Source organism: Nosocomiicoccus massiliensis (assembly GCF_002871345.2).
GTDB classification, from domain to species: domain Bacteria; phylum Bacillota; class Bacilli; order Staphylococcales; family Salinicoccaceae; genus Nosocomiicoccus; species Nosocomiicoccus ampullae_A.
Window position 1 is genome coordinate 154,565 of the sequence record NZ_CP136964.1, and the last position, 22,238, is coordinate 176,802.

19 protein-coding genes are annotated in these 22,238 nt (G+C 38.1%); all 19 read left to right on the forward strand.

Features of this window, described 5'->3' with window-relative positions:
- The 19 genes from infB to CJ229_RS00875 all read left to right on the forward strand — a co-directional run bounded on the left by infB (position 1) and on the right by CJ229_RS00875 (position 22,216).
- Positions 1-2,088: a translation initiation factor IF-2 gene (gene infB / locus CJ229_RS00785; protein WP_102167550.1), complete on the forward strand. Its 2,088-nt coding sequence runs from the start codon at positions 1-3 to the stop codon at positions 2,086-2,088.
- Between the two features lie 2 nt (positions 2,089-2,090).
- On the forward strand, positions 2,091-2,438 hold the full coding sequence (rbfA, locus tag CJ229_RS00790) for a 30S ribosome-binding factor RbfA (protein WP_070457754.1): 348 nt from the start codon (positions 2,091-2,093) through the stop codon (positions 2,436-2,438).
- Between the two features lie 85 nt (positions 2,439-2,523).
- Positions 2,524-2,715 (forward strand): hypothetical protein, encoded by a 192-nt coding sequence (locus CJ229_RS00795; protein ID WP_040929132.1) that lies wholly within the window; start codon positions 2,524-2,526, stop codon positions 2,713-2,715.
- 11 nt (positions 2,716-2,726) lie between these two features.
- Entirely contained in the window at positions 2,727-3,638 is a 912-nt protein-coding gene (gene truB / locus CJ229_RS00800; RefSeq protein WP_070710375.1) for a tRNA pseudouridine(55) synthase TruB, read from the forward strand.
- A 7-nt stretch (positions 3,639-3,645) separates the two neighbouring features.
- A complete protein-coding gene (gene ribF / locus CJ229_RS00805) occupies positions 3,646-4,584 on the forward strand; it encodes a riboflavin biosynthesis protein RibF (RefSeq protein WP_102167551.1) in 939 nt (312 codons plus the stop codon).
- 97 nt (positions 4,585-4,681) lie between these two features.
- Complete coding sequence (gene rpsO / locus CJ229_RS00810; protein WP_040929129.1) at positions 4,682-4,951, forward strand: 30S ribosomal protein S15; 270 nt, start codon at positions 4,682-4,684, stop codon at positions 4,949-4,951.
- Positions 4,952-5,045: 94 nt separating this feature from the next.
- On the forward strand, positions 5,046-7,181 hold the full coding sequence (pnp, locus tag CJ229_RS00815; RefSeq protein WP_102167552.1) for a polyribonucleotide nucleotidyltransferase: 2,136 nt from the start codon (positions 5,046-5,048) through the stop codon (positions 7,179-7,181).
- A gap of 3 nt (positions 7,182-7,184) precedes the next feature.
- A complete protein-coding gene (locus tag CJ229_RS00820; RefSeq protein ID WP_102167553.1) occupies positions 7,185-8,861 on the forward strand; it encodes a ribonuclease J in 1,677 nt (558 codons plus the stop codon).
- Positions 8,862-8,921: 60 nt separating this feature from the next.
- Positions 8,922-11,252 (forward strand): FtsK/SpoIIIE family DNA translocase, encoded by a 2,331-nt coding sequence (locus tag CJ229_RS00825; protein ID WP_102167554.1) that lies wholly within the window; start codon positions 8,922-8,924, stop codon positions 11,250-11,252.
- 2 nt (positions 11,253-11,254) lie between these two features.
- Entirely contained in the window at positions 11,255-12,511 is a 1,257-nt protein-coding gene (gene yfmF / locus CJ229_RS00830; protein WP_102167555.1) for an EF-P 5-aminopentanol modification-associated protein YfmF, read from the forward strand.
- The gene (gene yfmH / locus CJ229_RS00835; protein WP_102167556.1) at positions 12,501-13,775 is read left to right on the forward strand and encodes an EF-P 5-aminopentanol modification-associated protein YfmH; all 1,275 of its coding nucleotides are present in this window, start codon (positions 12,501-12,503) and stop codon (positions 13,773-13,775) included. Before yfmF ends, yfmH begins: the two co-directional genes overlap by 11 nt.
- Entirely contained in the window at positions 13,768-14,457 is a 690-nt protein-coding gene (locus tag CJ229_RS00840; protein ID WP_102167557.1) for an SDR family NAD(P)-dependent oxidoreductase, read from the forward strand. The genes yfmH and CJ229_RS00840 overlap by 8 nt, the downstream gene beginning before the upstream one ends.
- Before the next feature lie 14 nt (positions 14,458-14,471).
- Positions 14,472-15,221 carry a helix-turn-helix domain-containing protein gene (locus tag CJ229_RS00845; RefSeq protein WP_102167558.1) on the forward strand — a complete coding sequence of 250 codons (750 nt, stop codon included), beginning with the start codon at positions 14,472-14,474 and terminating at the stop codon, positions 15,219-15,221.
- 3 nt (positions 15,222-15,224) lie between these two features.
- Positions 15,225-15,809, forward strand: coding sequence for a CDP-diacylglycerol--glycerol-3-phosphate 3-phosphatidyltransferase (gene pgsA / locus CJ229_RS00850; RefSeq protein WP_068130445.1), 585 nt, complete (start codon positions 15,225-15,227; stop codon positions 15,807-15,809).
- Between the two features lie 165 nt (positions 15,810-15,974).
- On the forward strand, positions 15,975-17,012 hold the full coding sequence (gene recA, locus CJ229_RS00855) for a recombinase RecA (RefSeq protein WP_317846591.1): 1,038 nt from the start codon (positions 15,975-15,977) through the stop codon (positions 17,010-17,012).
- A gap of 140 nt (positions 17,013-17,152) precedes the next feature.
- Positions 17,153-18,712, forward strand: coding sequence for a ribonuclease Y (rny, locus tag CJ229_RS00860; RefSeq protein WP_068130441.1), 1,560 nt, complete (start codon positions 17,153-17,155; stop codon positions 18,710-18,712).
- A gap of 47 nt (positions 18,713-18,759) precedes the next feature.
- On the forward strand, positions 18,760-19,518 hold the full coding sequence (locus CJ229_RS00865; RefSeq protein WP_070622081.1) for a TIGR00282 family metallophosphoesterase: 759 nt from the start codon (positions 18,760-18,762) through the stop codon (positions 19,516-19,518).
- A 95-nt stretch (positions 19,519-19,613) separates the two neighbouring features.
- Positions 19,614-21,332, forward strand: coding sequence for a 2-oxoacid:acceptor oxidoreductase subunit alpha (locus CJ229_RS00870; protein ID WP_102167559.1), 1,719 nt, complete (start codon positions 19,614-19,616; stop codon positions 21,330-21,332).
- A 17-nt stretch (positions 21,333-21,349) separates the two neighbouring features.
- On the forward strand, positions 21,350-22,216 hold the full coding sequence (locus tag CJ229_RS00875; RefSeq protein WP_040929111.1) for a 2-oxoacid:ferredoxin oxidoreductase subunit beta: 867 nt from the start codon (positions 21,350-21,352) through the stop codon (positions 22,214-22,216).
- Positions 22,217-22,238 lie beyond the last annotated feature (22 nt).

Below are 22,238 nucleotides of genomic sequence, written 5' to 3' on the forward strand. Positions count from 1 at the left end.
ATGAGTAAGATTAGAATTCATGAATACGCGAAACAACATAACTTACAGAGTAAAGAAGTTATAAATACTTTAAACGAGAGTGGAAAAGACTTTAGCTCTCATATGCAGACGTTAAACGATGATGACGTTAAACTATTAGACCAAAAGTTTGTTAAAAAAGAAAAGAAAAATGACAAACCAAAACAAAACAAAGAGAAAAAACATAAACATAACAATAAAAAGCAAGACAATAAAAAGAACGTAAACAAAAAGAATGACAAAAAAAATAAGCAGCAAAAGCAACAACCAAAACAACAAGAAAAGCCTGTAAAAGAAGCTAAAGCTGAGATTCAAGGTGAAAAGACGTTTACGTATGAAGAAGGAATTACAGTCGGTGAGCTTGCTTCAAAAATTAATGTCGACGCATCAAAAGTCGTTAAAGACTTATTTATGCTCGGAATTATGACAAACATCAACCAAAGTTTAGATGACGAAGCGGTTGAAATCGTCGCAGATAACTACGGCTATACAGCTGAAAAAGAAGAAGTTATCGACGACACGGACCTCGATATTTACTTCGATTTAGAAAACGAAGAGTTAACAGAAGAGCGTCCAGCGATCGTTACGATTATGGGACACGTTGACCACGGTAAAACGACTCTACTTGACTCAATCCGTAACGCAAACGTAACGAGTGGAGAAGCGGGTGGAATCACTCAGCATATCGGTGCATACCAAATTCATTGGAACGGTAAAGATATTACATTCTTAGATACACCAGGACACGAAGCGTTCACTACGATGCGTGCACGTGGTGCTCAAGTGACAGACTTAACAGTACTAGTCGTCGCAGCAGATGACGGTGTAATGCCTCAAACAATCGAAGCGTTAAACCATGCTAAAGCTGCAGAGACACCAATTATCGTAGCAGTAAACAAAATCGATAAGCCAACAGCAAATCCTGACCGCGTCATGACTGAACTCGGTGAACACGGATTATTCCCAGAAGACTGGGGTGGAGATACAATCTTCGTACCACTTTCAGCATTAACTGGTGAAGGAATCGATGATTTACTTGAAATGATTACACTAGTCAGTGAAGTCGAAGAGTTAAGCACAAAATCTGACCGCGACGCGATTGGTACAGTAATCGAAGCAGAGCTCGACAAATCACGTGGACCTGTAGCGACGCTACTCGTTCAGCACGGTACGTTACATGTTGGAGATTCTTTAGTTGTTGGAAATACGTTCGGTAAAGTACGTGCGATGACAAACGACTTAGGTGAAAGAATCCAAACAGCTGGACCATCATTACCAGTTGAAATTACTGGTTTAAACGATATTCCACAAGCTGGCGACAGATTCGTCGTCTTTGAAGACGATAAAAAGGCACGTTCTATCGGTGAAAAACGCCGTGAAGACAAAATTATGCGCGACCGCGAGTCTACAAATAAGATTAGTTTAGATAACTTATTTGAAACGCTTAAAGAAGGCGAGTTAAAAGACTTAAACTTAATTCTTAAAGCGGACGTTCAAGGTACAGTAGAAGCTCTTGCAGCGTCACTCATGAAGATTGACGTTGAAGGTGTAAATATCCGAATTATCCATACAGGTGTTGGAGCAATTAACGAATCAGACGTTACACTTGCAAACGCATCGAACGCGATTATTATCGGATTTAACGTACGTCCAGATGCAAACGCACGTCGTACAGCAGAAAACGAAAAAGTAGACATTCGTCTACACCGCGTAATCTATAAAGCATTAGAAGAAATAGAGCAAGCAATGAAAGGTATGCTCGACCCTGAATACGAAGAAGAAGTCATTGGATACGCAGAAGTACGTCAAACGATTAAAGTTTCTAAAATCGGTACAATCGCTGGTTCTTACGTGACTGAAGGTAAGATTACTAGAGACGCAGGCGTTCGTGTAATCCGTGAAGGTGTCGTCATCTTTGAAGGTGAACTCGATTCACTGAAACGATTTAAAGACGACGCAAAAGAAGTTGCTTCAGGATACGAATGTGGGATTACGATCAAAAACTTTAACGATATTAAAGAGGGCGACCAAATCGAAGCGTTCCAAATGGTTGAAGTTAGGAGAGTTTAATTATGGCTAAGCGTAATGACCGAGTTGCAGAAGAAATTAAAAAAGTAGTGACTGAAGTCATCGATAACGAAGTGATGGATAAAGAACCATCGTTAAAACTCGTTACAGTGACTGAAGTTGAAGTTTCTGAAGAGCTTGAATATGCGAACGTATACTTTACGACTTTAAACGAAAATAAAAGAGAAGTTGAAGATATTTTAAATAAATATCGTGGATTACTTCGTTCAGCAGTTGCAAAAAATATTCGTTTAAGAAAAGCACCAGAAATTTACGTGAAGTACGATCAATCTGTCGACTACGGTAGCAGAATTGAAGACTTATTAAACCAAATTAAAAACGAAGGCAAATAATATGAGCGACGATTCGTCGCTCATTAATTTTTTATGAATAGATAAGTGGTATATTTATAATTAAATAATTGTATGGAGGAAAGAGATGTCAAACAATTTTTGGTTTTTAATGTACTTAGTATTTCTCGGATTATTAGTAATCGGAATCGATGCATTATTTTTCAATTTACTACCTACTAAAACATTTGGTTCGGCATTTTTATCACTCGTATTTATCGTTGTTATTGCTGGGCTCTTTGTCTTTTTATATGAAAAAATTTTTAATCGAAAAAAGTAAGAGGTGTCACAATGTATAGTGGAGTCATCTGTGTGGATAAACCAAAAGGTATGACAAGTCATGACGTCGTCATGAAAGTCAGACGTAAATTACATATGAAAAAGGTCGGTCATACAGGAACGTTAGATCCGGATGTGACTGGTGTGTTACCGGTTGTCGTTGGAGATGCAACGCAACTGACTGAAGTGTTACAAGAAAGACAAAAAAGTTATACAGCAGTAGTAACGCTCGGATTTTCAACGACAACTGAAGATTCTGCAGGTGAAAAAGTAAAAACGAGTGACGTATCACATATTACTAAAGAAATGATCGACGACGTTATTGAAAACTTTGAAAGAGATTATAACCAAACAGTACCGATCTATAGCTCGGTGAAAGTAAACGGTAAAAAGTTATATGAATACGCACGAAATAACGAAAAGGTAGAAAGACCGAGCCGCGTCGTTACGATTTATCGTTTAGAACGTACTGGAGATATTACGTTTAAAGATACGATAGATTTTCAAATTGACGTAACATGCTCAAAAGGTACATACATTCGTACGCTTGCTGTAGACATCGGTCGTAAACTCGGTGTAGAAGCACATATGTCGTATTTAAGAAGAACAGAATCGTGTGGGTTTACTGAAGATGATGCGGTCGAATTAGATACAATTAGTGAAGCGTCGATAATTCCGATTTTAGAAGTTTTAAGCGATGAATATACCGTAGAACTGTTCGACGAACTGAAAGACCGTGGACCATTGTTTAAAATTTCAAATGGGCAAAAGATGAGTCAAAATGATATGATGAAACTAACGAATAATGAAGACGTAGAGACTGTTTTATTTGTTAAAAACAACCGACCAATCGGTTTGTATAAAAAACATAAAGAAAACGAATTTAAACCGTTTAAAATGTTTCTTACGTCAAATGACTTGTGAGGGCTTTATGAAAACATATCGACTATATTATCCAAATGATTTATCTATAGAAAACGAACCAATCGCATTAGCGCTCGGTTTTTTTGATGGACTCCATCTCGGACATCAACAAGTGATTGACACGATGATTGAAATTGCAGAAGAAAAAGGATTAAAAAAAGCAGTGATGACGTTTGATCCGCATCCTTCTGTCGTTTTAAATCCGAAAATGCGACGGACGACGTATATTACGCCGTTAAAAGAAAAAGAAGAGATGCTAAAAGAAAAAGGCATCGACTACTTATTTGTCGTAAACTTCTCAAGTGACTTTGCAGCGTTATCTCACGATACGTTTGTGAAAGAGTATTTAATCTCTAACAACGTGAAAGAAGTAATCGCAGGGTTTGATTTTTCATATGGACAGTACGGTAAAGGATCGATTACGACGTTAAAGACGTATGACGAATTTAACACGACTAAAGTACTTCCGATAAACGAGAACGAAGAAAAAATTTCGACGACAAAAATCCGAGAACTTCTTTTAAGTGACAAGCTAGAAGAAGCAAATAAAATACTCGGTCGACCATATCAAATTAACGGTGTCGTCGTTCAAGGTGAAAAACGCGGGAGAACGATTGGGTTTAGAACAGCAAACATCGAACCGAGCGGACCGTTTTTACTACCGTCACTCGGGGTGTACGCTGTTACGATGACGATTGGTGCAGATGATACGATTTATAGAGGTGTCGCATCGATTGGTAAAAAACCGACGTTCCACGAAGATTATAAAGTGACGATTGAAGTCCATTTAATTGATTTTGACCGTACGATATACGGTGAAGAAGTGTCAGTGTATCTTCATAACTATTTACGTGGAGAAAAGAAATTTGACGGTTTAGATGATTTAATTGAAGCGATGACAATCGATAAAGAAAACGCCATACAGTTACTTGAAAAATTCGAGTAAAGCGCGTATAATAATTTAAGTGCGATATCTTGGTCATTAGACACCCTAACTTTTGACTCAGATATTAGCGAATATATATATAAGGGAGGACATGACTATGTCAATGTCAAAAGAAAGAAAACAACAATTAATCGAAGAATACCGTGTACACGAAACGGACACTGGATCTCCTGAAGTTCAAATTGCAGTGTTAACTGAAGAAATTAACACATTAAACGCACACTTAAAAGTACACAAAAAAGACCACCATTCACGTCGCGGACTTTTAAAAATGGTTGGTCGCCGTAAGCACTTATTAAACTACTTACGTGAAAAAGACGTTACTCGTTACCGTGAGTTAATTAAAAAATTAGGTTTACGTCGTTAATAGAGAGAGCATACCATTTGGTATGCTTTTTTTTATATAAATTAGTCGTTAAAAATGGTATCATAAAGAGAAGTATGTAGAGGAGAGAAATTATATGATAGAAACTAAGAAAACGTTTCAAACGGAGTGGGCAGGACGTCCACTAATCGTTGAATACGGCGAAGTAGCCAAACAAGCAAACGGTGCAGTTCTAGTACGATATGGAGATACAGTTGTCTTATCGACAGTAACTGCTTCTAAAGAACCTAAAGATATGGACTTTTTCCCACTAACAGTGGCGTACGAAGAGAAATTATACGCACGCGGTAAAATACCTGGTGGATTTAATAAACGTGAAGGACGTCCAAGTGAAGCAGCGACACTTGCGAGTCGTTTAATCGACCGTCCAATTCGTCCACTTTTCCCAGACGGATTTAGACACGACGTTCAAATTATTTCGACAGTGCTTTCTGTTGATCCAGACAACTCACCTGAAATGGCAGCGATGCTCGGTTCATCGATTGCTTTATCTGTTTCTGACGTACCGTTTAACGGACCAATTGCTGGTGTACGTATCGGTATTAAAGACGACGAGTTCGTCATTAACCCAGATGTTGAGACGTTAAACAACTCTGTATTAGAACTTGATTTAGCAGGAACGTTTGACGCAATCAACATGGTTGAAGCAGGTGCAAAAGAAGTACCTGAAGATAAAATGCTCGAAGCAATCCTTTTTGGTCATAAAGAAATTAAAAAGTTAGTCGAGTTCCAACAAGAAATCGTCGACTACGTGAATCCTGAGAAAATGGCATTTGAACCTCCAGTTGACGACGAAGAAATTCAAAAGATTGTCGATAGTCAACTCGAGCAGTTTGATATTGAAGAGTGTGTATTAACAGTTGATAAGCACGAACGTGATAATAAATTATCTGAAGTGAAAGAAGCAATTATCGCTCTACTCGATGAAGAAGACGAAAACTTCGAAGCGAACGAAAAAGAAGCGAAACGCTTATTTAACGATGCGGTATTTAATACAGTGCGTCGTTTAATCACTGAAGATAAAATCCGTCCAGATAGAAGAAAACCGGACGAAATTCGTCCGTTAAACTCTCAAGTTGCGCTTTTACCTAGAGCACACGGCTCTGGTTTATTTACACGTGGACAAACACAAGTATTATCTGTTGCGACGTTAGGAAGTTTAAGTGAGCACCAAATTATCGACGGACTCGGTGAAGAAGAAGAGAAGCATTTCATGCATCACTATAACTTCCCGCACTTCTCTGTCGGTGAAACTGGACCACTTCGCGCTCCAGGACGTCGTGAGATTGGTCACGGTGCGTTAGGTGAACGTGCACTTAGCCAAGTCATTCCTTCACAAGAGGAATTCCCGCATACGATTCGCGTCGTGTCAGAAGTTTTAGAGTCGAACGGTTCTTCATCGCAAGCGTCAATTTGTGGTGGAACGCTCGCATTAATGGACGCAGGTGTGCCAATTAAAGCACCAGTTGCTGGTATTGCGATGGGTATGATGATGAATGGTGAAAACTATACAATCCTTTCAGACATCCAAGGTATGGAAGACGCATTAGGTGATATGGACTTTAAAGTAGCAGGTACTGCTAAAGGGATTACTGCAATTCAAATGGATATTAAAGTCGACGGATTACGTGAAGATATTTTAGAAGAGGCGTTAGAACAAGCGCGCGTCGGTCGTCTACACATTTTAGAAAACATGTTAGCGACAATCGAATCACCAAGAACAGAGTTATCACCATACGCTCCGAAGATTGAAACGATGACAATTAACCCAGATAAAATTCGTGACGTCATTGGACCTGGTGGTAAACAAATTAACGAAATTATCGATGAAACTGGCGTAACGTTAGATATCGAGCAAGACGGAACGATCTTTATCGGTGCTGTCGACCAAGAAATGATCGACAAAGCACGTAAAATTATCGAAGACTTAACGCGTGAAGCAAAAGTTGGAGAAATTTACATGGGTACAGTAAAACGTATTGAAAAATTCGGTGCGTTCGTTGAGTTATTCCCTGGTAAAGACGCACTCGTTCACATTTCTAATTTAGATCACGCACACGTTAAAAACGTAGAGGACGTGTTAAAAATTGGCGATGAAACACTCGTTAAAGTAACAGAAATCGATAAGCAAGGACGCGTAAACGCATCTCGTAAAGCATTAATTGAAAAGAAAGATAACGATAAAAACAAAAAGAATAACGAGGAGGGATAAATCGTGGCAAAAGAAAGAAAGCGTGACGCGAACGTAAAAATCATCCCACTCGGCGGAGTTGGAGAGATTGCTAAAAACATGTACATCGTCGAGGTAGACGATGAAATGTTCATGCTAGACGCGGGGTTAATGTTTCCGGAAAACGAAATGTACGGTGTAGATGTCGTTATTCCGGACATTACGTACGTGAAAGAAAATATCGACCGTTTAAAAGCGATATTTATCTCGCATGGTCATGCAGATTCAATCGGTGCATTACCGTATATTTTAGAAGATATCGACGTACCGATTTATGCTTCAAAGCTGACGATTGCTTTAATTAAAGAATCATTTAAAGAATTAAATATTCGTAAAAAACAAAAGTTCTATACGATTAATAGTGAATCAAAAATGAACTTTAAAAATGCAAGTTTTGAATTTTTCGAAACGAGCCATAGTATTCCTGATTCTTACGGATGCTCAATTAAAACGAAGTACGGTTCAATCGTCTATACTGGTGAGTTTAAATTCGATCAAAGTCTCGAAGGAGATTACGGATTTAACGGTGCGAAGATGTACGACTTAGCACGTGAAGATGATTGTCTCGTATTAATTAGTGATTCTACGGAAGCAGAAAAGCGCGGATATAATACACCTGAAAATATTATCGAAGAGCAGTTATTATCAGATTTCTTAAAATCTAAAGGGCGCATTATCGTGTCACTTTATGCATCGAACTTCGTACGTATTCAACAAGTGTTAACAAACGCACATAAAGCAAACCGAAAAGTGACATTTTTAGGTAAGACGTTAGAAGCATCGTTTAAAGTCGCAAGAAAGCTCGGATATTTCGATATTCCTGAAGGGTTACTCGTTCCGTCACATCAAATTAAAAACTTCCCAGATAATGAAATTGTCATTATCGCAACTGGTAAACAAGGGGAACCATTCGATGCACTGACAGAGATGTCAAAAGGAACGCATGAAGTGACAAACATTAAAGAAAACGATGAAGTGTATATTTTAACGACGCCATCGTCAAACATGGAAGTCATTTTATATTCAACGTTAAACGACTTAACTAAAGCAGGTGCTAAAATTTACTTACCGACAAGTGGAATTCACGCATCGAGTCACGGTTTAAGTGAAGAGTTAAAAATGATGTTTAATATATTTAAACCGAAATATTTTGTTCCTGTTCAGGGCGAATATAAAAACCAGATTGCTCACGCAAAACTTGCTGCTGAAGCAGGTATCGATCCAGAAAATATCTTCTTACTTGAAAAAGGTGACGTCGTCAGCTACGACGGAGAAGAGATGTACTATCAAGAAAAAGTACATGCAGGTAACGTCTTAATTGACGGTAGAGGTGTCGGGGACGTTGGTAACATCGTCTTAAGAGACCGCCGTATATTAAGTGAAGACGGTATATTCATTGCGGTTGTTACGATCGATCGTAACGAGCGAAAAATTAAAGCCGGTCCTGAAATTCAAAGTCGTGGCTTTGTCTACGTCAAAGAAAGTGAAGAGCTATTAGCGACTGCTGAAGCAATTGTAAAAGAAGTCGTTGAAGATTCTATTCAATCAGGAAACTTAGACTGGAACGACTTAAAACAAGACGTTAGAGAAGCGTTACTTAAGTTCTTATACGAAAGTACGAAACGACGTCCGATGATTATACCAATCATATCTGAAATATAAGAAAGAATTTTGGAGATATTATATTATAGTATCTCCAAATTTTTTAGGAAGGAGTTTGTGATGGCGAAAAAGAAAGCAACGCGTCGTAAAAAGAAAGATGAGCGCCAAACCTATTATGCGTTAACGAGTTTTATCACATTATTACTTGTCTTTATATCTTTGTTTCAACTCGGTAGTTTTGGTGAATATATCGATTCAATATTTACGTACCTGTTTGGAACGAGTAAATATTTTACGTACTTAATCATTACATTAACGAGTATTTACGTCGCCATGAACCGTAACTTCCCATTCACAAAGCGCATGTTCGGTTATATATTGCTACAATTTGGACTGATTTTTTTATTCCATAGTGTGCTTTACTTAACGAACAAACCACTCATTAACAATTTTTATAGTTTTGATGAAATAAAAAATACGATCGCTACGACAGGATTTAAAAACTTCACCGGTGGCGGAATTATTGGTCAAGTACTATTTACAGCGATGAATAACACGCTCAGCTTTATCGGTACAGTTTTACTTGCTGCTGTGTTTATTTACTTTTCGATTATTATGATTCGAAATAAAAGCGTCGAAGAACAACTGCGTAAAGATTTTTCTCGCGTCGGACAATTGTTATCAGTGACGGGTAAAAACATTAATAGTAAAACGTCTGAAATCATCGAGAAAAATAAAGAAAAACGTGCGAATAAACCAGAAAAAATAGAGAAGAAAAAAGCAAAGAAAACGAAAGTTGAAGATCCAATTATCGAGTCTTCAAGTCATGATGATATCGAAGAAGAAGTCGAAGAAGCAGTATATGAACCTGAAATTGTAGGTAGTGATGATATCGAGAGTGACCTCGTAGAAACAAAAGATGAGACTGTTGATTTAGAGTACGAAGAAGAGGAACTCGATGACTCGATTGAAGACGTCGAGGAGAATACTCCACTCGACGAACTAGACGAAGAAGAAATTAAAGAGCTTCTCGAGTATAAAGTACCACCGATTACATTACTAAAAGATGCTGAAGTGTCAGAAAAGATGTCAAATGACGTCGTGTTAAAACAAGGTAAAGTTTTAGAAGAAACACTTCATAACTTTGGTGTAAAAGCGAAAGTGTCAAAAATTAGAATCGGTCCAGCCGTGACACAGTTTGAAGTGCAGCCGGATATCGGCGTAAAGGTCAGCCGTATTATTAATTTACAAAATGATATTGCACTGTCGCTTGCAGCAAAAGATATTCGTATCGAAGCACCGATTCCTGGTAAATCAGCTGTCGGTATTGAAGTGCCGAACTCGGTCGTTTCAATGGTTACATTACGTGAAGTTATGAAGCGTAAGACGAGTACAAACCCGCTAGAAGTTGCGCTTGGTAAAGACATTTCTGGTGCACCGATTATGGCAGAGTTAAACAAGATGCCACACTTACTCGTTGCTGGGTCTACAGGAAGCGGTAAATCCGTATGTATTAACGGTATTATCATTTCGATTTTACTAAACGCAAAACCGCACGAAGTAAAATTAATGATGATTGACCCAAAAATGGTGGAGTTAAATGTATATAACGGTATTCCACACCTACTAAGTCCTGTCGTGACGAATCCACAAAAAGCAGCGGACGCTTTACAACGCGTCGTAAACGAGATGGAACGCCGATATGACTTATTTAGTGCAACAAATACTAAGAACATTTCAGCATATAACAATTACTTAGAACGTACAGCTGAAGATAAAGATAAAGTATCTAAAATGCCGTATATCGTCGTCATCATCGATGAGCTTGCTGATTTAATGATGGTCGCAAGTAAAGACGTTGAAGCAAGTATTACGCGTATTGCACAAATGGCACGTGCTGCAGGTATTCATTTAATTATCGCTACACAGCGTCCATCTGTTGACGTTATTACAGGGATCATTAAAGCAAACATACCGTCACGTATTGCATTTGCCGTCAGCTCAACGACTGACTCTCGTACGATATTAGACTCCGGGGGTGCAGAAAAACTCCTAGGTAAAGGGGATATGCTTTTCTTACCATCTGGTAGATCAAAACCAGTTCGTGTCCAAGGGGCATTTTTATCAGATGAAGAAGTGAATGATGTCGTCAATTACGTCACGAGCCAGATGAAAGCAAATTACGATAAGTCGGTCATATTAAATCAAAAAGAGCCGAAAAAAGAAGAAGTTGAATCTGAAGACGAATTATACGGGGAAGCGAAATGGTTCGTCATCAGAGAGCAGCGCGCAAGTGCAAGTTTACTTCAACGACAATTTAGAATCGGCTATAACCGTGCAGCGCGTCTCGTTGACGATTTAGAGCGTAACGGTATAATCGGACCAGCAAGTGGTTCAAAGCCGAGAAACGTACTCGTCACAGAAGACGAAATGGATGAGAGGGAGAGTTAGTATTGGAAATTAGAAATGAACGATTAAATAACATTCCAATCGTAACGATCGATACAAATAAATTTAAAACATTCACGTTACGCGTCACATTTAGAAATGAGTTAGACGTAAACACTGTTACAGCGAGAAATTTACTTGCTCGCATGATGGTAAAACGTACAAAGACGCATAATAGTGAAGCGGCACTCGTACAGTATTTATCAGAATATTACGGTGCACATCTAACGTATCAAACGTCAAAAGTTGGGACGAGTCATCTCGTCCACTTTACGTTAGAGTTTGTAAACGAACGTTTTATTAAAGAAGACTTAAACATATTAGAACACATGTCTAAACTATTAAATGACGTGTTAACGACACCATTCTCTTACGATGAAGAAACGGTTAAATTTTTAGAAAAAGAAAAACGACTCTATAAAAACCGTCTAAAAAGTATGATGGATAACAGTATGCAGCGCGCATACACAGGTCTTTTAAAAGAGATGTTTGGAGATAAACCAGAAGGACAACTGTCTTACGGAAATATTGAAGATATCGATGAAATTACAATCGATGACATTAAAAAAGTTCACAAGTCGATGATGGATACGGACGAAATGATGATTTTACTCTGTGGAAATATTGACGATCGTTCAATTAATCTTTTACAAAAAATCTACGATAGAGAAAACTATGTTGAATTACCGTTCAATAATTATGAAGTAGATCTTAAAAAAATTGTCAACTACAAAGTAATGCATGACGACGTAGAACAGTCTAAAGCAATTTTAGGTTTTAGAATCGATAAAGATAAAACTAACGAAATGTCAGTGCGTATTTTTAACCGTATGTTTGGTGGTGGCGCGTCGAGCTATCTATTTAAGCATTTACGTGAAGCACGTTCTTTAGCGTATCAAATTAGTTCAAACGTCGATGTTAAAAATGGTTATTTATTTGCTTTAGCTGGAGTTGACCACTCACGTGTGAAAGAAACGGAACAGCACATCATTATCGAACTTGAAAAATTCCAAAATGGTGACTTTACTACTGAGTTTTTAGAAGAGACGAAGAAAAAGTTATTATCAGATAGAGAAAACAGTAAAGATCGAGCAAAAGGTATGATATCAATCGTATATAGCGAAAACTTAACAGGATTGACAGATGAAGAATTTAAAGAAAAAGTTGAAAGCATTACGCGTGAAGATATTATTGAAGCAGCGCACTCGATTCATCTCGATACGGTATATACGCTAACAGGAGGAGAAAGTGATGACAGTTAAATATTATGAAGCACTTGAAGAAACAGTCATTAGTAAAACACTCCCAAACGGATTAGAAGTCATTTACGTTAAAAAGCCAGGGTTTAACAAAAAGTTTGCGACGTATACGACGCGTTTTGGTTCTGTAGATAATCATTTTACAGTCGACGGTGTGACGCACAAAATTCCTGACGGAATCGCACACTTTTTAGAGCATAAAATGTTTGAAAAAGAAGATGGTGATGTCTTCCATAAATTTAGTGAACACGGTGCAAGTGCGAATGCATTTACATCTTTTGACCGTACGAGTTATTTATTTAGTTGTACAGACAACTTTTATGACAACTTAAAACTCCTTATGGATATGGTCGAAAAGCCTTATTTCACCGATCAATCTGTTGAAAAAGAAGTCGGTATTATTAACGAAGAAATCAAAATGTATCAAGATAATCCGGGGTATAAATTATTCTCTACGATGATGGAGTCACTATATAACACACATCCGGTTCGTATTGATATCGCTGGAACGTTAGAATCGATTCAACAAATTACAAAAGAAGATTTATATTTGTGTCATGAGACATTTTACGCACCGAACAATATGGTGTTAATCGTCGTCGGTGATTTAGATGATGCTGAGTTATTTAGTTTTATCGAAACACATCAATCAAAACGTAATCACGACCCGAAAGAGTTAACACTTCATACAGTGACTGAAGAAAATCACGTTCACGACAAAGAAAAAACAATTAAGATGAACGTGTCGGATGACAGAGTGATGCTCGGATATAAATATAATCACGATTTAGATGACGCGTCGTTATTAAAACTCGATTTCACAATGATGTTTGCGTTAGAGATGGTATTTGGAGCGAAATCTCAGTATTTCTATGATCTAATCGATGAAAATCTTGTAGATGATAGTTTCCAATACGGCTTCCAAGGGGAATCTGACTTCTCACACACGCTATTTATTGCACATAGTGAAAAACCTGAAGAAACGATTCAACGAATTCAGGCGATTATCGATGAAGTTAAAAATACGGATTATTTCACTGAAGAGATGTTACAAAGCGAAAAACGTGAAACGATTGGTGACTATTTATCTTCTTTAAATTCACCAGAATATATTGCAAATCAATATACAAAATATTTATTAGACGGTGGCAACCTTTATGACATTCCAAATATCGTCGATTCGATTACCGTCGATGACGTGAAGGATGCATTTAACACTGTATTAAAAGACGGCTATGCCTCTGTCGTGATGATGAAAAATGCGTAACGTCATACTAGTTGGAAGTAGCGGATCCATTGGATCCGCAATACATAACGAATTAAAAGACGAACACGTCATTAGCTATTCTAGACACACACCGTCAACTTATGACAATTTGCATCATTACTTTGACTTATCACAGCCGATTTCTATAGAAGAAGTCGAAGCGACATTTAAACATATCGAAACAATCGATTGTTTAATTTATACACCTGGTAGTGCGTATTTTGATATGCTAGAAGATACACCACTACATGTTATCGACGAACAGTATAACATCCAAGTGCGGAACTTAATTGTTTTTATACAGGCAGCATTACCGAGATTAAAGAAGAGTTCACACGGACGCATCGTCGTTATTTCAAGTGTGTACGGTCAAATTGGTGCGAGTTGTGAAAGTGTTTATGCGTCGATGAAAGGTGCACAAAACACACTCGTTCGTTCACTCGCTGTCGAGTACGCGGGTACGAATATTACGATTAACGCCGTCGCACCAGGTGCTGTTAAAGGTAAGATGACTAATCTTTTAAGTGAAGAGGATACTAAAGTTTTACTCGAAGAGTTACCACAGCAAAGACTGATTGAGCCAGTTGAAGTTGCAAAACTTGTGAACTTCGTACTCAGTAAAGAGAGTCAATCGATCACAGGTGAAGTGCTAAATATTAACGGTGGATGGTACACGTTATAAAGAAGGGTTAAATTATGAGTTTAGGACCATATTTAAGAAATGTGAGAGAACAAAAAGGCATTACGTTACGTGAAATTGAAGCACGTACGAATATTCGTCGTGACATTATTCAAACGATTGAAAGAGGCGACTATCACGAGCTTCCTGATAGTAGTCATACGAAGTATTTAATTCGTACGTATGCGGATGCTTTACAGTTAAATAGTGACGATTTGTTTGAACGTTATGGTGACGAAATACCGACAAAAGAAGCGGTCTATAAAGAACGTAAAGAAAATAAAGTCGATAAAGACATGCTCTATTTAAAAAAGACGATATATACTTTTTTAATTGTGATCGGAGTGTTGTTTGTTCTTTGGCTTGTTCTTTTACAAGTCGGTGGACAAGGAGATTACTTTAGAAAGTCTCCTGTATATGATGAGGTCGAAGTCTCACCTAAAGAAGAAAGCGACACGTTTAACGTAACGCTAGAGCGCGTTGAAGACAATACAGCATTTTATACGATAAATACGTCAAATGACATTAACGTCACGTTTAAAGGTGACGGGAGTACTGTCAACATGACAGACGATAACAATAATACGTATGTCAACGAGACAATTAATGATGAGACATATTTAATTCAGTCAGATGCATCAGAGTTATTTATTGCAGTTGAAGACAACGACAAACTCAGTATTTTTGTGAATGATGTTGAATTAGAAGACGATGAAGTACAAAATGACGGCACGTTGTTTTATCATTTTACGATTGAGAGGGAGTAAACTATGAATTTACCTAACTGGATTACAGTGATAAGAATCATACTAATACCGGTCTTTATTATATTTGCAATTAACGATTTTAACTTCGGTACAGTAGCGATACTTGGAGGAAACGAGATTTTAATTGAGCAACTTATCGCAGCGATTATTTTCGTCGTCGCGTCACTGACAGATGCGTTAGACGGCTATTTAGCACGAAAGTTAAATTTAATTACAAATATGGGTAAATTTCTAGACCCACTTGCAGATAAACTACTCGTCGCTTCAGGTCTCATTGTATTAGTCGAGTGGTCAGTAATTTCAAGTTGGATCGCTATCGTAATTATCGCAAGAGAATTTGCAGTTACAGGATTACGTTTACTTCAAATCGAACAAGGGTTTGTCAGTGCCGCTGGTAATTTAGGAAAAATTAAAACAGTATTCCAAATGGTTGCTCTCGTCTTACTTCTATTTGGAGATTTATTTGTCAATTATATCGGGGTATCTATCGGTATGATATCTCTATATATCGCAGTGTTCTTCACGATTTTATCGATGATTGAGTATTTCTACAAAGGACGAGACGTGTTTTTAAATCAAAAAGCGTAACTTTTAATTATCTGCTTTAAAAAGTAAGCGATATTTAAAATACTGAATTTAATATTTGAAATTTAGCACATAAAAGACGAACATATATTCGTCTTTTATTTTTTGTTATGGTATACTTTAAATATCGAAAAATGATTTAAAAGATAGTTCGGAGGAATGTAATAGATGGATGAAAGACAAAAAGCTCTAGAAACTGTTCAAAAGAATATGGATAAGATGTTCGGTAAAGGTGCCGTTATGAAACTCGGTGACGATCCTGGACGTAAAGTAAAAACGACGTCATCAGGTTCGATCACATTAGACCGTGCACTCGGTGTCGGTGGATATCCACAAGGTAGAATTATCGAAATCTACGGACCAGAATCTTCAGGGAAAACGACAGTCGCATTACATGCGATTGCTGAAGTGCAGCGTCAAGGTGGAATCGCTGCATTTATCGATGCTGAGCACGCACTGGACCCAGTGTATGCTAAAAACTTAGGTGTCGATATCGAGAATTTATACCTGTCTCAGCCAGACCACGGGGAGCAAGGATTAGAAATCGCCGAAGCATTCGTACGAAGTGGTGCAGTGGATATCGTCGTTATTGACTCAGTTGCAGCATTAACACCAAAAGCAGAAATCGAAGGTGAGATGGGAGATACTCACGTCGGTTTACAAGCGAGAATGATGTCACAAGCATTACGTAAACTATCTGCTGCAATTTCTAAAAGTAATACGACAGCGATTTTCATCAACCAAATTCGTGAAAAAGTTGGAGTTATGTTCGGTAACCCGGAAACGACACCTGGTGGACGTGCGCTGAAGTTCTACAGTTCAGTTCGTTTAGAAGTGCGCCGTGCAGAACAGTTAAAACTCGGACAAGATATCGTCGGAAACCGTACGAAAATTAAAGTTGTTAAAAACAAAGTTGCACCACCATTTAGAGTGGCAGAAGTAGATATTATGTACGGACAAGGTATTTCTAGAACAGGTGAACTTCTCAATCTCGGAGTCGAATACGACATCGTCGATAAAAGCGGTGCGTGGTACTCTTATAACGGGGAAAGACTCGGTCAAGGTAAAGAAAACGCAAAAGAGTACTTAACGAATAACCCTGAAGTACTAGAAGAAATTAATGATAAATTACGAAACGAATTAGGCTTTGAAGGTGAAGTCACTGAAGAAAGTGAAGAAGTAGAAAACAGCCTATTTGATGAGTAATATTATCAAGCATGAGTCACTCTCATGCTTGATTTTTTTATGTAAAATATATAAAATGAAATCTGTATGATAAATTATTATATTTAAAATACACATTTTTAACCAACACGTGAATAGCATGTATTAGGGAGGTGTTTTTTGTGGACATGAAAGACATTTTCTTAATCTTACTTGGTATTATTCTCGGTGTTGTTATCGGATATTTAATCGTCAATAGAATTATGACGAATAAGCAGCAACAAGCAAGATCTTCAGCTGAACATATCATCGAAGAAGCAAATAAAACTGCGATGAATTTAAAAAAGGAGAAATTGCTTGAAGCAAAAGAATACAATCAAAAGTTAAAAGAAGAGTTTGATCGTGAGCAAAACGATGCACGACAAAAACTACAAGCTTTTGAATCTCGACTACTTTCTCGAGAGGAAAACTTAGATAGAAAAAGTGAAACTCTAGATAAGAAAGATGAGATATTAGATTTAAAAGAAGCGAAAATTGAAGACAAACAGCAATCGGTGGATGCCAAGGAACAAAAGATTAATGAAATCATCAGTCAACAAAATGATGAATTAACTCGCATCTCCGGATTAACAAGTGCTGAAGCTAAAGATGAAATCTTTAGAGCGCTCGAAAAAGAACTGTCACACGATATGGCTGTAATGCTAAAAGAGCGTCAAGAACAAGCGGAATATGAAGCGGACCGAAAAGCAAAAGAATTGCTTGCGACGACGATTCAACGATACGCAGCAGAGTACACGAGTGAATCGACGGTATCTGTTGTCAACTTACCAAACGACGAAATGAAAGGTCGTATTATCGGACGTGAAGGTCGTAACATTCGTACGATTGAAACGTTAACAGGAGTCGATTTAATTATCGACGATACACCAGAAGCGGTTATCCTTTCAGGATTCGATCCAATACGTAGAACGATCGCTAAAAATGCGTTAGACGAACTCGTCTTAGATGGACGTATTCACCCAGGACGCATTGAAGAAATGGTCGATAAAGCAAGACGTAATATGGAGAGTATCATTCGCGATGCTGGTGAACAAGCAGCATTCGAATTGGATATTCATAATTTACATCCTGAACTCATTAAACATCTTGGTAAGATGAAATTCCGTTTAAGTTACGGTCAAAACGTATTAAAGCACTCAGTAGAAGTTGGATTTTTAGCAGGTATGCTCGCTGCTGAACTTGGCGAAGACGTGAGTCTCGCGAGACGTGCAGGATTACTCCACGATATCGGTAAATCGATCGACCATGAAGTCGAAGGTTCACACGTAGAAATCGGAGTAGACTTAGCAAAACGCTACAAAGAAAACGAGACAGTGATTAACGCAATCGCTTCACATCATGGTGACGTTGAAGCAACGAGTATCATTTCTATAATCGTTGCAGCAGCTGACGCATTAAGTGCAGCACGTCCAGGTGCACGTCGTGAAACGTTAGAAAATTACGTAAAACGACTTGAAAACTTAGAGAAAATTGCAGAAGGCTACGACGGCGTAGAGAAGTCGTTTGCCATTCAAGCGGGACGAGAAATTCGAATTATGGTTCGTCCAGAAGACGTCGATGATGTACAAGCATATCGACTCGCTCGAGATATTAAATCACAAATCGAAGATGAACTGCAGTATCCAGGACATATTAAAGTGACAGTTGTCCGTGAGATGAGGGCTGTAGAATATGCCAAATAAAGATTGGAACATTGTTTCCAATCTTTTTTTATGAAAGGAATAAAAGATTGAGAATTTTATTTATTGGAGATATTGTCGGTAAAATTGGGCGTCGAATGGTAAAGGAAAATTTACCAGAGTTAAAACGAGAATATAACATACAATATACAATCGCAAACGGAGAAAATGCTGCACACGGCAAAGGGATGACAAAAGCGATTTATAAAGAGCTCATGGGATACGGTGTGGACTTTATCACACTCGGAAACCATGCATTTCATAAAGATGAAGTATTTGAACTCTTTGAAGCAGATAAAAAAATTATCCGTCCACTTAATTATCCGTCAATCGTTCCAGGCGAAGGATTTAAAAAAGTAAATATTAACAATGAAACGTTAATGATTGTGAATCTACAAGGGCGTAGTTTTATGGAGTCGATTGATAACCCGTTTACAGAAATCGATGCATTGTTAAAAAGAGAATCCGCTGATCAAATATTTGTGGATTTTCACTGTGAAACGACATCTGAAGCGATTGCAATGGGATATTATTTAGACGGTAGAGTGAATGCTGTCGTCGGGACGCATACGCACGTTCAAACGAACGACGCAGTCGTTTTAGACAACGGGACGATGTACATAACAGATGTCGGTATGACAGGGTATAAAGATGGCATACTCGGTATCGATAAAGAAGCGGTCATTTCTAGATTTTTAGACCAATTACCAAAACGACATGTCGTACCTGATAAAGGTGATGGTATTTTATCTGCAGTAGTGATTGATACAGTCAGACAGACAATTGAACCGATTTTAATACGAGAGTAATCGGACATAAGTATGAATTTTAAGTGAATGACAGTATGTACACTGAATTCAACAGTTAAATTTGATATGATTTAATTGTTAGAGGAGGCACGAAAATGATCAGTCAATTATCATGGAAAGTCGGTGGACAACAAGGTGAGGGAATTGAGTCGACAGGTGAAATTTTCTCAACGACGTTAAACCGTATGGGGTACTATTTATATAGTTACCGTCACTTTTCATCAAGAATTAAAGGTGGTCATACGAACAACAACATTCGTATTTCAACAAAAGAAGTACGATCAATTAGCGACCACACAAATATATTAGTTGCGTTCGATCAAGAGACGATCGATATTAACGCAAGCGAGTTAATAGATGGCGGTGTAATATTAGCTGACGAAAAGTTTAAACCAGAAGTAAAAGAAGATTTAAACGTTCAGCTCATCGCAGTTCCATTTACTGAAATCGCAAATGAACACGGCAGTAAGTTAATGAAAAACATGGTTGCTGTCGGTGCAAGTGCAAGTCTTATGCATCTTGATATTGAGAAGTTTACAGATATGATTTATACGATGTTTGCACGTAAAGGGCAAGAAATTGTCGATAATAATATAAATGCATTAAAAGACGGGTTTAATTATATCGAAGAACGACTCGACCAAATCGATGGAGACTTTGAATTAGAAAAAGTCGAAACTCGTGATTCTTTATATCTCATTGGTAACGATGCGATAGGTTTTGGTGCATTAAACGCAGGTGTACGTTTTATGGCAGCATACCCAATTACTCCAGCGAGTGACATTATGGAGTATATGATCGAACATTTACCAAAGGTCGATGGTACAGTCATCCAAACTGAAGATGAAATTTCAGCGGTTACGATGGCAATCGGTTCGAACTATGCAGGTGCAAGAAGTTTTACATCTAGTTCAGGTCCTGGACTGTCACTGATGATGGAGTCTATTGGACTATCAGGTATGACTGAAACGCCACTCGTAATCGTCGATACGATGCGTGGAGGTCCGTCAACAGGCCTTCCTACAAAGCAAGAGCAATCGGATTTAATGCAGATGATTTATGGTACGCACGGTGAAATTCCAAAAATCATCCTCGCACCAACAGACGTAGAAGATGCATTTTATCTGACAACTGAAGCGTTTAACTTAGCAGATGAATATCAAGTGCCTGTCATTCTTTTATCAGATTTACAAATGTCACTCGGTAAGCAGTCATCAAATCCGTTTGACCCTTCAAAAGTCGTCATTAATAGAGGACAAATGATTACTGAAGACATCGACGGAGACGAAAGTTACTTTGAACGCTTTAAAGTGACAGAAAGTGGTATTTCCGCACGACCGATTCCTGGAGTGAAAGGCGGTATTCACCACGTCACGGGTGTTGAACATAACCCGAACGGTACGCCTAACGAAAGTGCAGTGAACCGTAAAACACAAATGAACAAACGTATGCGTAAACTTGAGGGACTAACGATCGATGCACCGTTTAAAATAAATGGTGACGTAGACTCTGAGTTACTCGTCATTAGTTTCTTAAGTGGTAACGGCCCAGTCGATGAAGCGGTCGAACGTATCGATAAAAATATTACGACGATTCATATGCGTCAACTATTCCCAGTGCCAATTGAAGCACTACAGCCATATTTGGATGGCGCTAAAGAGATACTCGTCGTCGAGCAAAACTATACGGGACAATTGTTTAACATCATTAAGATGAACTACCCACATCATAGTAAAATGTCTCAGTTTAATAAATATGACGGTACGCCGTTAAAACCGGTAGAAATCGAACGTCATTTGAACGAATTATTGTAATTAAAGGATGAATAGTCATGGCAAAATTTAAAGATTTTAGAAACGATATAAAGCCAAACTGGTGTCCTGGATGCGGTCACTTTAGTATTCAATCTGCGATTCAACGTGCCTCTGCAAACGTTGGATTAGAGCCAGAAGACTTAGCATTAGTCAGTGGGATCGGTTGTAGTGGACGTGTATCTGGATATATTCGTTCATATGGTTTCCACGCAACTCACGGTAGAAGTCTTCCAATCGCCCAAGGTATTAAAATGGCCAACAAAGATTTAGAAGTTATCGCAACAGGTGGAGACGGTGACGGATTTGCGATCGGTGTTGGACATACTGTTCACGCAATCAAGCGTAACATCGATATGACGTATATCGTCATGGATAACCAAGTGTACGGCTTAACAAAAGGTCAAACGTCACCGTCAAGTGCGAAAGGTTTCGTAACGAACACGACACCAGACGGTTCAATCGAAAGTCCAATCGTTCCAATATCAACTGCGATGGCAAGTGGTGCGACATTTGTCGCTCAAAGTGTCTCGAGTGATATTAAAGGGTTAACTGCAATAATTGAAGCGGCAATTAAGCACGACGGCTTCGCATTCGTAAACGTTTATAGTCCGTGTGTCACATACAACAAAGTGAACACATATGAATGGTTTAAAGAACGCGTGACTGATATTGAAGATATCGAAGACTACGATAGAGAAGATCGCAACAAAGTAATGAACTACATTAACGAGCACGAAGGGTTATTAAAAGGAATTTTATATCAAGACAATCACTCTAAATCATATGCATCACATATCGACGGCTATTTAGATGAAGCAGTCGTTAATCATGATTTAAAGTTAAAAGACGATCAGTTTAACGAACTGATGAATCATTTCGCATAATAAAACACGCAAATTAAGAGAA

Bases quoted from the DNA above. Each gene is read 5' to 3' on its own strand.
- infB (WP_102167550.1), top strand. From the start codon at position 1: ATGAGTAAGATTAGAATTCATGAATACGCGAAACAACATAACTTACAG.
- rbfA (WP_070457754.1), top strand. From the start codon at position 2,091: ATGGCTAAGCGTAATGACCGAGTTGCAGAAGAAATTAAAAAAGTAGTG.
- CJ229_RS00795 (WP_040929132.1), top strand. From the start codon at position 2,524: ATGTCAAACAATTTTTGGTTTTTAATGTACTTAGTATTTCTCGGATTA.
- truB (WP_070710375.1), top strand. From the start codon at position 2,727: ATGTATAGTGGAGTCATCTGTGTGGATAAACCAAAAGGTATGACAAGT.
- ribF (WP_102167551.1), top strand. From the start codon at position 3,646: ATGAAAACATATCGACTATATTATCCAAATGATTTATCTATAGAAAAC.
- rpsO (WP_040929129.1), top strand. From the start codon at position 4,682: ATGTCAATGTCAAAAGAAAGAAAACAACAATTAATCGAAGAATACCGT.
- pnp (WP_102167552.1), top strand. From the start codon at position 5,046: ATGATAGAAACTAAGAAAACGTTTCAAACGGAGTGGGCAGGACGTCCA.
- CJ229_RS00825 (WP_102167554.1), top strand. From the start codon at position 8,922: ATGGCGAAAAAGAAAGCAACGCGTCGTAAAAAGAAAGATGAGCGCCAA.
- yfmH (WP_102167556.1), top strand. From the start codon at position 12,501: ATGACAGTTAAATATTATGAAGCACTTGAAGAAACAGTCATTAGTAAA.
- CJ229_RS00840 (WP_102167557.1), top strand. From the start codon at position 13,768: ATGCGTAACGTCATACTAGTTGGAAGTAGCGGATCCATTGGATCCGCA.
- CJ229_RS00845 (WP_102167558.1), top strand. From the start codon at position 14,472: ATGAGTTTAGGACCATATTTAAGAAATGTGAGAGAACAAAAAGGCATT.
- pgsA (WP_068130445.1), top strand. From the start codon at position 15,225: ATGAATTTACCTAACTGGATTACAGTGATAAGAATCATACTAATACCG.
- recA (WP_317846591.1), top strand. From the start codon at position 15,975: ATGGATGAAAGACAAAAAGCTCTAGAAACTGTTCAAAAGAATATGGAT.
- CJ229_RS00870 (WP_102167559.1), top strand. From the start codon at position 19,614: ATGATCAGTCAATTATCATGGAAAGTCGGTGGACAACAAGGTGAGGGA.
- CJ229_RS00875 (WP_040929111.1), top strand. From the start codon at position 21,350: ATGGCAAAATTTAAAGATTTTAGAAACGATATAAAGCCAAACTGGTGT.